Here is a 10,392-nt window from a genome sequence, read left to right on the forward strand (position 1 = left end):
TAGTAACCTTGTAAGTTCATTCTACGAAAAAGCTGAAACTATACAGGAATTTTGGAAGGTTATTAAACAGTGTAATAAGAGAGGTAATTATTCTACTAACAAAAGAGCGTTCACAAGTAAACAGGAAATAGAAATTGACACCCAAGCGTTCAAGGAATTTGTTATGAAGGTTAAAAGTGGAGTTAAGATGCATAACGGCCAGTTTGCTTATTTTAACGGGATTGTGAACAAATTAATGACAACGCTTTATTTTGAGGAGGATTTTATTGCTGAATAATCATTTACAATACTTATACAAAAAATCTAGTAGTATAGGTTCTTCAGTTAAATATTGTAAATTTAAGAGTCCTCCCAAGGGTTTGAGCTCATTGTTTCAGAAGGAATTTCATTGGGCCCTCCCTAAGCCAATGATATACATGGTAAAGTAAATTATTTGTAAATAATATTTTTTTAGGGAAAAATCTTAATGTAATTTTTGAGTTTGATAATTTTAGTGATATATTGGTAAAAAAAGGAGGGTTTTCAGTGCGGTTTAAGCGTGTTTTTAAATTTGTTTTTATTTCTCTATATTTTTATTGTTTACTAGCTGCATGTTCAGGTCTATCGGATTATGAAGTTGAGTTACCAGGAAATTTTTCTATAGTTAGCACATCACAGCATCAAGTTACTATTTCCCCGAAAATTGGTGAAGGTTCCTGGGACAGTGCTGTTGTACCAGCAAAAGTCGTAGAAGTCGGATGGGATAAAAATTTCATTTTAGCTAAGCAAGTTGATTTAGTGGATGACCCCGAAAATCCTAATAATTATGAGATTCCAGATAAGGATACCTCCCATTATTGGATAATAGACATTGGAACCGGAGTGATAACTGGTCCATTAGATGAACAAAATTTTGCTGATAAAAAATCCGAGTTGAGTATATCAAAAGATATTAAGTTGAAAAATGTAGACGATATTCGCTGAACAAACAATTGTATTAATGCTATCAACTAATATATGTTGTTATATCATATTTGTATAAGTGGATATAAATGAGGCTGTCCCCAAAGGTGTACTTAAGCCGCGATTGAATAAATAGTGAAAGACAGAAACGTTATGAGTGCATTTCGTTATAGTATTTCCTATTCTCCATAAAAAGCCTAATCTCTCAATTTATCGTAGAGGAATTAGGCTTTTTTTCACTACTCCATTAAAGTTTATATTTTCAATCATTCACTTTGAACTACATAGATATAGTTTTTGTTGCAACTGTTTGTTGAAATGCCTGATCATGCTCAACAATAACCATTGTGGGATTGAATTGTTGAATAAGCTCTTCAATCTGCATACGCGAATAAATATCAATAAAGTTTAATGGTTCATCCCATATATATAAATGAGCTTTTTCACATAAACTTTTAGCGATTAGCAGCTTTTTCTTTTGTCCACCAGAATAATGAGATATATCTTTCTCAAATTGAATTCGGTCAAAATCCATCTTACGTAGGATAGATTTAAATAACGTCTCATCAATCTCATGCTCTTCAATAAAGTCTGATAACGATCCTTTCAAATGAGAAGTATCTTGTTGGACATAGGAAATGATGAGCCCTGAACCTAAATTAACTGAGCCTGTATGCTGTATCGGATGTCCTAGAATTAGTTTTAGGATACTACTTTTCCCACTTCCATTCTTTCCATCAAGTACAATTCGGTCACCTTGTTCAACTATAAAGCAAATTGGCTCATTCACTATTTGGTCATCATACTTAACAGACACATCAGCCAAAACAACCAATTCATTTGACTGGAATTTCAATTGTTCTAATTTTAACGAATCAGTTTTCTCTACATTTTTTAGTAATTTTGACTTTTCTTCAATAGCTTTTTGTTTCCTTGATTCAAGGTTCTTCGATCTCTTCATCATCTTGGCCGCTTTATGCCCTACAAAACCTTTGTCCAACTTGGAACCAGAATTCCTTGTCCCGTTTTTAGTGGCTTCCACTTGATGAGACCAACCTGCTGAACGCTTTGAAGACTGTTTTAATCTCCCTATGTCTTTTTGTAGACGCTCATTTGTAGCTTCTTCGTGTTCCTGCTGTCTATCAAAATTTAACTTCCAAGAAGAATAGTTACCACTTTGAACTTCAATGTTTGCTCTATTTATAGATAAGATATGGTCAACGCATCCGTCTAAAAAGATTCTGTCATGTGAAATTAAAATAAATCCTTTTTTCTTCCTTAGATAATCAGAGACCATCTTTCGTGCATCAGTATCCAGATGATTTGTTGGCTCATCAATTAATAGAAATTGACCCTCATTCAAAAACATTGCAGCAAGCAACACCTTTGTTTGTTCTCCATTTGATAATGTTTTAAATGGTCGGTACATGACCTCGGCATCAACATTTAAATAGGATATTTCACGAAGAAATTCCCAATCTTCTGCTTGGGGACAAATTTCTTCAAGGATTTCATGAGTAAACTTGTTCTTATCCGAAACTGGGTAAGGGAAATAATTAAATGCTACCGAAGAAGTGATTTTCCCACTATACTCATAATTCCCTAATAATAAATTAAAGAAAGTCGTTTTACCTCGTCCGTTTCTACCGATAAATCCTAGTTTCCAATCCGTATCCATTTGAAAGTTTACACCTTCAAAAATATTATCAAAGCTACCTGGATATGAAAAAGTTAAGTCTTGAACTTTTACCATTGACATAATAATTCCTCCTTTATAAATTGACACTTTTCATATAAAGTCGGAATATCCATCAATTTTTTAATTCCTCCATATAAGTTTGATGGATACTAACGACTTATATAGAGGATTACATGTGTAACAATAGTGTCTGAATTACTCATTTTTCTCTCTCCTTTATTTGTTGGGTTAAAGTTACGGATTAATAAATATCGACTTATCTATAAGAGAATAAAAAAACCTCCCAATTTATAATTGGAAGGATTAGTCTTTCACTTAAATAAGTCCTTATTAATCATTGGAATCATGATAAATAAAGTATGAACTGATTTATAAAAATGGATAGACCAACCCTATTTTTTTAGTTTGAATTTATTAATTTCAAATTAAAATATAGATTAGTTAATCATTATTCACCCATCAGTCCTCTCATAATTCTATTTTTAAAATAACATTCTTTTTTACGGAATGCAATATCTGAATCATCTTCACCTAATCCTATATCCAAACTATTTAAAATTCTTCAATCAAAGAGATAAAGCATCGCATCATTTTTATTAACATCGTGACTTTTTTTCAAATTCATACTAGTTACTTTATATGCACTTTTCATCACCACTTTTACAAGCTTCTGAATTTAATATATTACAACCCCTTGTTGAACTAAACTCCTCAAAAAAAGCTACCTTAACGACAGCTCCGATCTTAAGCTAACACACCCGGTAAGAACATGCGATAACTTACTTGGTTACATTATTCAATTCCTCTAACCATTTAAGAAGCCATTCCTGAGGCAAGGAAACTTGAGATAAGTCCAATATTCGCAATTCTTTATCTGAATAAGTGTGGATTAAATATAAATCCCATTGACATTCAAAATCTCGTGCAACACTGAATGCAAATTCATCCCTCACATCATCATCGAAAGCCATTGTCAGGTTATCACACCACTTTGCAAACTCGTATTGTGAAAAATGGTTTTCCTTTTTGGAGATATGCAAACATACCCAAGAAGAACTTGGATGCAATGTCCAAGTTCTTCACTGTATTGAAGGAGACTATCACCAATTTCCAAACATTGTTGTACACTTACTTACCTATGAAGTAAAGTTGCTTAAGGAACACCAGTCGCAAAAGAACACGCAAAACTAAAATGGTTGAATGGCACCCACTCAGCTCTTTAGACTCCCTCAATTGGGCTCCTACCGACGGTCAAAAAGCTGCTTCAACAATAAAGATAAATTACTTACTAGCTTTTAAAAGAAACTGATCGATACGCTCTTTTTGCCGTAAGTGGTGCTGGAAATGCATTTCGATTAGCTGAAAATATTCCTCTGCATTTAAATATCCCATTGCCCGGTGCTGAACTTTCTGGCTGGCAGGAATGTCAGAGAGATTTCTTTCTATCTCCCGCATTTTCTCAATGATTTGAAGCAGTCCTTCCTTTACTTCTTCTTTTCCTGTAGGATTTGGCGGTGTGAAATCCGGTGTATCCGGACCTTTTACTCTGATTGGAGGAAACGTTCCTTCTTTGAATATCGATTCGCCTATTTCTGTTTTTTTACCTTCATCGGAAGCAGTGCCATAAGCACATTGCTCAATGGCTTTCAAATGGAGATTAAAAGTGCATTTTATTAAATGATTGTACATTTGTCCTAATGACCATTCATCCTCAGAAGGCTTCCTCGTAAACCCATCTAGCGAATATTTACTTAACTCTTCAATATAGTATGCAGCCACCTGTTCGAATCGCTTCAATATCTCTTTTGTATCCAATAGATCTCCTACTTTCTTTATAATTTTCTTCTTCCTTAATTTTGAGTAGTACGTCCCAATGTTAAACTAAATAACATCTTCTGAATTTACTTCGACTTACTTACGAATAATCCCTTCTCTTTTATTCAAGAAAATGGCCCTAAACATTAAGAAAGAGCGCAATTCTTGATGCAGAATTGCGCCCTTTTCTTGCATTATAAATAAAAGCTTCCTAAATGGAACACCTACTCTTCAATATCACTAATCCGGTAAAATAGATCATAGTCGGGTTCTATCTCGGTGTCGCTAAAAAAGCCTCGTCGATTTGCAGGGACGATTTCATTGATGATCGCCAAGATATCTATGGAACTAACTTTTGATAAAACCTTTTTTAAATAAATCATACCATTCTTTTAGTTCTTTACCTTCCAAAACATCCAATTTACTTAAAATATCTCTCGAAAATTCTAGTGCTCCACTTCCATTAGCTGTGATTAGACAGCCATCACTAACAGATTGTTCGTCTATATATTTTTCATCACCTCGATAATTAGGTGCCCCTTCTTTTAAATAAGACAATGAATTACCAGTATGTTTATGATGATCAAGAAATCCGCAATCCCCTAAAAAGGTAGTTGCATCACAAATTGCTGCAACCGGGATGTCATTTCCAAAACAAAAGTCCACAAGCTTCTTTGCCTGATGATTTTTTTCTTCTCTCCATTCAGTTCCGCCAGGAATAATCAACATCGCAAGTTCCAATTTAAAGGAAAAGCCTTGTAAGCTATAATCCGGAAGAACAGTCAAGCCACCCATTGAAATTTTAGGGTCCTTGTCAATCGCAATTGTCTGAACTTGAAATCCCGTTCCTGGTTTATTTAACTCTGCGGTCACATAACTTGCTTCCCAATCAGCAAAACCATCTGTAATAAAAACCAACACTTTTTTCATTTGTATGTCCTCCCTATTGCATAATGAAAAAGCCACCTAAAGACAGCTCTGATCTTCAGCTAACGCACCAGTTAATTCAATAAGAAACTTTTGATTGATACAAATAAAATAAATATAAATACAACTATACTTAGCCAGCCGTAACCTTTTTGTCCCTTTTGAAATTCTCTTAATCCCATTACCAACATCGTTAAACCTAAAAACAACATTATATATGGTTGAAACTTAAAATCCTCAGTGATCAATCCATACCCTGCAAGTGAAATAACTGTTATTGATAAAATAATTTGCAAAAACTTTAACAATTAACCCCCCCTTTTAACCAAGTTACCACATATTCCTAATTGATTGTTAAACTAACTTGCCAGAGCATTAATTATCGGCTTTGAAAAAAACAGAGCCCCTCAGTATGAACTGCACTCCAATTGTTAGTCACAATTAACAATTGGAGGTGCCGTTTTTTTATGACAAAATATTCGTTAGAAACTAAGCTAGCTGCCGTTCATTATTATATTGAGGGTCATGAATCTTTTAAAAATGTAGCTCAGAAGTATGAAGTAAGCAAAACTAAAAGGATTGGATCCTGTACAATACAGGATCCAATCCTTAGTAGCTGCTTAAAATACTTTGTCTAACTTTTTGGGTTCACTTCACAATACAGGGATCATCTGTTCAATGCTTTCTAGCTTTTTTTAAAATGTGCTACAAGGGATACACTTTAAATAAGAGAACCACCTTATTATTTATAAAGTAAAATTTTACCTACAGTACCGTCAGCACTTTGGCCAACTACGCGAACCTTTAGTCCGAATTTTGGAATATTACGGCCAACGTCAGGAGCTTGGGTATTGCTGTAATTCTGATTATCATCAAACATGGCATTGCTTTGAGTAAAGTTATCTTTCAGGTAGAAAGATGAATCACCAATGGTCACTTTACTGCCTTTGTTTAAGCTAAATGCTGCATCATGCATTTGATAGCTGTTTGAGCCAAGGACTTTATTAACATCATATACACCGTTGGGATCCTTCCAGTCCTTATAATGCCAGATATTATTGTGCTGATCGGCGTCGACAACACCTAAGAAACCGTCACCAGGGTGGTTGTCTGGACCTGTCCAGTTGTTATCGTAGGAGTTATCAACATACCAAACTACTAAACCTTGATCATAAGATAACATGGTTCCTTTACGGTTCACATTGGCTAAACCTGAATCAGAACCGTTATGGGATCTCCATTCAAGAAGGTAATACTGACTTGCATATTTTTTGCCATCAGATTTGGAGAAACCTACAAAAGTAAATGGTGAAGTTCCTTCCGCATCATCGGACAGAATTGTGCTGCCACCCGCACTTACCTTGATATCATCAACATAGAAACCAGCCATTGCCAATCCGCCATCAGTGACATAATTGAAGCTTAATTGGACTTTTTGGCCAGCAAATTGAGATAAATCAAATGTTGCATCTACCCATTTGTTTCCGGAATCTCCTGTAATTCCATTGCCTGGATTTGACCCTTGAGGATCATCATTCGTCGTGATGTTACCATGAACCGTTTGACCATTGACACGAACAGTAGCATAATCATAATCTTGTTCGATAGAGTACCAGGTTTTAAATGTAAGTTGAGCAAAAGTAGCATTGGATAAGTCAATAGTCGTATTCATTTTGTTACTTAGATTATTTCCACTCCCACTGAAGTACTCTGACTTCCCACTTGCAGGCTTATTAACTAATATCTCCTTTTCAGGAAGATTTACTTTAACAACATCATCATTTGTGCCTTTTGTACTTGCTTCATCAAGCAAGTACTCTGTTCCTTAAGAAGTAATATCATTTACGTTTATTTGACTTCCTGACTGCCAGTTTGGCATAAAGTCATTTGTTGTCATCGTTTGCTGTAAAAACTCTTTATCATATGGACTGAAGCCAGATGGTTCCGTTCCTGGAATTTTCCCTGTCCAGCTTCCACTTGACATGAGGGACCAGTAGCTGACTGGTTCACCTAAACCGCTGTAAAGAGTGTCATACTCATCCGGCAAGCCTAAATCGTGGCCGAATTCATGAGCAAATACGCCCGCAGCTCCATCTTCTGGTTCAATGGTATAGGCTAGTCCTAACAAATTATCGACACCAAAATAGTTTACATCCGCTTTTGTTTCGGGAATTGGGTAGGGACCGCCTAGATCCCAGCTGTGAGACCAAATTGCCTCTTCACCAATTTTACCGCCGCCTGCTTCTTCCCCGACACCAGAGTGAATGACCATGACATGGTCAATGATTCCATCTGGTTCGCGCATATTGCCGTCACCGTCCAAATCAAACTGATCTTCTTTGTCATATTGATTCAAATCAATTGAAGGATCTTTAGCCGCATCAGCAAGGGCTTCCCGAATAAGTGCTCTTGGATTTTTATCATTACCGGCATTTTCATCATGAGCGCCGTAATAAGCAGCTGGATGTTTGGCTGTATACCAGCCGGCAACCTTACCATCAACCGTATAACTGCCGCCGGACTGTTGCTCGTAATACTGTTTCATGGAGATTTTCTTTTTACCATCCGGACCGACATAGCCATTTTCACCGAAAATCATATCCTGATAATGTTGGTTGGAGTATGCATCAGGTCCGCTATAATACATGTCTGTTTCATCGGAAGTTAATTGTCCGTGTGGAAGATTAGGAAAATCAATTAATAGAACAAGGACCTCGTCTTTCCTTTCCGTACCAACCCAATCTTCTTTTTTGACAGAGGAAACCGTATTTTGCTTCGCTTGCCCTGACTTGTTTCCTTTTCCCTCATTTAGACCGTTACTATCCATTTTTGCTTTAACTTGTTCTTTTAGTGCGGCCTGCTTCTTTTCAAAAGAATTTTCTTTTTTATTAGTTTCCGAGGCCGTCGCTAGCTTATGTAAATACTTTTGTAATGTCTTATCTGCTTCTGTGGCCGTCGCATCTTTTGGAATCGTTCCATTTTTCTTTAACATCTCAATTAGCCGGTCATCATTTGCAATCCCTAAATCAATTGGTGCTCCCTCTTTTCCAGAAGCCTTTACTTCTGAAGATAAATTCACATGACTTATAACTCCGGGTGTAAACGTACTAAATGCAAGTCCAGCAGATAATAATGGCAGGCTAATTTTCTTTATCCAATTCAAAGTCCATCCCCCTTAAAAAAAGTCTATGAAACTAATTGCGAAAAGAAAGAGTTTTATACTAAATGTTACAAAATGGTAATGGTTAATATACTGATTAATCAGATAATTAAGAATATAATTGGAAACAAGTCTTATGCTTAGAAGTACATTTCGACAAAAGGAGAATTTCCCCTGCTTATATGTTCACTCTAAACTAGCCACAAGCCTTTTACAGGGACGTTACTTGTTAGCTAACATATAGGAACCAAACTCAAATAATCGCAAAATGGATGTTTACTTAAGTTTATTCTTCATCAAATAGATCCCCTTCCATGCGATTTATAACAATGAGCAAACTTTCATTTGCTCTCTTAACTACCTCTGCAGGTATAACTATATTTTTGAGACCTTTCAAGCAAGGTATGCAACGAGTTTAGAAATCTTCTTTCACCATTTTCTGATATCATAAAATCCCCCCATTAATCAAATAATTCGACAAAAGGGGATAATTTCCTTCTTTAAGCTTTACTCATAAAAAAACTATCTCAGAGTTTTTTCTTTATATATTTTCTCTAGAGTACTGCAATCCGAGTACAGAACATTGCAGCTCATAGAAAAAAGCACCCTGATCAAATGCTTTTCGTTTATTTTTTCATATGTTAAATGTATCTAATTCCTATAGCAATAAAAGCTATTAAGCTAAACGCTGGTTGCTTACTACATTCCATCTATGCTTATTAATCAGCTTTGTGTGTTCAGAAAACCATTCAAAGCGATTTTCAAACTTTCTAATGATGATTGATAAGCTAATTTTGTCTAAGGCTTACTCTAACTCATCATCTATCTATTTAAAGAATTCCATAATTGTGTAAACCTCGTAAACCTTTTAACCTATAAACGTTGATATAGTAGGTTTTTTATAGGTTTACTCATTGGTTTACCTTTAAGTTATTAGAAGTAAATTCAGCGCATTGGGATTCCCTAACTTTCTTTGAGTGTGGGGTGTTGAGAAAGTATCTTGCGGAAAAGATCGAGACTTATCTTTTTATTCAGCTACCTAAGCCAAGTGAGTATCCAAATGTTTTAAAAATTTCTGCTGGAGATTACTGGTGTATCCAAAATAACAGCGGTCTATTGATTCTGCTACTGAAATTTTTAGTGAGGAATGGATATCTGATGACGAGTTTTTTGTCACCGAATCTGAAATTTATGGGAATAATAAACTCTATCATCAATTGAAAAAAGAACTTCAAATAAGAAAAACATAGGGAGATTTTAGTCTTCCTATGTTTTCATTCATATTATTTATCTGTTTGTTTTTGCTTCTTTTTCAAATACTCCTCACGTATTTTTTCAAGTTGCTGCTTTTTATCAAATTTGGCAGGCTTCTGTTTTTCATGAAACTTTGTCACAGCTACCTGACCTTTGTAATCCAATTGATATTTTCCCACTTTGTTCACCTACTTTTCTTGTCTTTAAAGAGAATCTATTCAACAAATATAATATACCTTATTTTACTGAAGTGTATCCAATTTCAGATAACGAATTTTCTAACTCTTTACTGTCATTACTTGCGTAAGTTGCTCCAGTAAATGTGAAGTAAAAAGGAATACATAGGACAAATAGTCTTAATAACAATCACGCCCTTTCTTATTTTAAATAAGATGCCCTTAAGCATGTAAGATATCAGTTATTAAGTATTGTTATATCTTTATACCGCACAGTACAAGTACACCTTGCTTCATGAACTAACCTGCCCCGATAGTTGCATAATCGAGTAGGGGGAAAATAAGTTTATTTTCGCCCCTCTCACAACACCGTACGTACGGTTCGCGTATACGGCGTTTCAATTTATATCACAGTGTGT

The 10,392-nt window shown here is 35.3% G+C and carries 7 protein-coding genes and 1 pseudogene; 1 reads left to right on the top strand and 7 read right to left on the bottom strand.

The window, feature by feature from the left end; genetic code table 11:
• Positions 1-525 precede the first annotated feature (525 nt).
• Positions 526-963 (top strand): DUF3997 domain-containing protein, encoded by a 438-nt coding sequence (locus tag ACQKKK_RS25075; protein WP_427619839.1) that lies wholly within the window; start codon positions 526-528, stop codon positions 961-963.
• A gap of 259 nt (positions 964-1,222) precedes the next feature.
• Here ACQKKK_RS25075 and ACQKKK_RS25080 read toward each other — a convergent pair whose 3' ends face one another.
• The 7 genes and pseudogenes from ACQKKK_RS25080 to ACQKKK_RS25110 all read right to left on the bottom strand — a co-directional run bounded on the left by ACQKKK_RS25080 (position 1,223) and on the right by ACQKKK_RS25110 (position 9,976).
• A complete protein-coding gene (locus ACQKKK_RS25080; protein ID WP_427619840.1) occupies positions 1,223-2,701 on the bottom strand; it encodes an Lsa family ABC-F type ribosomal protection protein in 1,479 nt (492 codons plus the stop codon).
• Between the two features lie 719 nt (positions 2,702-3,420).
• Entirely contained in the window at positions 3,421-3,612 is a 192-nt protein-coding gene (locus ACQKKK_RS25085; protein ID WP_427619841.1) for a hypothetical protein, read from the bottom strand.
• 310 nt (positions 3,613-3,922) lie between these two features.
• Positions 3,923-4,456: a DinB family protein gene (locus ACQKKK_RS25090; RefSeq protein ID WP_427619842.1), complete on the bottom strand. Its 534-nt coding sequence runs from the start codon at positions 4,454-4,456 to the stop codon at positions 3,923-3,925.
• Between the two features lie 348 nt (positions 4,457-4,804).
• Positions 4,805-5,386, bottom strand: coding sequence for a type 1 glutamine amidotransferase family protein (locus ACQKKK_RS25095; protein WP_427619843.1), 582 nt, complete (start codon positions 5,384-5,386; stop codon positions 4,805-4,807).
• Positions 5,387-5,457: 71 nt separating this feature from the next.
• The gene (locus tag ACQKKK_RS25100) at positions 5,458-5,691 is read right to left on the bottom strand and encodes a YczI family protein (RefSeq protein WP_427619844.1); all 234 of its coding nucleotides are present in this window, start codon (positions 5,689-5,691) and stop codon (positions 5,458-5,460) included.
• Between the two features lie 434 nt (positions 5,692-6,125).
• Positions 6,126-8,537 (bottom strand): annotated as a pseudogene (locus tag ACQKKK_RS25105) (immune inhibitor A domain-containing protein).
• A gap of 1,289 nt (positions 8,538-9,826) precedes the next feature.
• A complete protein-coding gene (locus tag ACQKKK_RS25110; protein WP_427619845.1) occupies positions 9,827-9,976 on the bottom strand; it encodes a hypothetical protein in 150 nt (49 codons plus the stop codon).
• Positions 9,977-10,392 lie beyond the last annotated feature (416 nt).

This window comes from Peribacillus sp. NPDC006672 (genome assembly GCF_050274955.1).
Lineage (GTDB): Bacteria > Bacillota > Bacilli > Bacillales > DSM-1321 > Peribacillus.

Bases quoted from the DNA above. Each gene is read 5' to 3' on its own strand.
- ACQKKK_RS25085 (WP_427619841.1), bottom strand. From the start codon at position 3,612: ATGGCTTTCGATGATGATGTGAGGGATGAATTTGCATTCAGTGTTGCA.
- ACQKKK_RS25080 (WP_427619840.1), bottom strand. From the start codon at position 2,701: ATGTCAATGGTAAAAGTTCAAGACTTAACTTTTTCATATCCAGGTAGC.
- ACQKKK_RS25095 (WP_427619843.1), bottom strand. From the start codon at position 5,386: ATGAAAAAAGTGTTGGTTTTTATTACAGATGGTTTTGCTGATTGGGAA.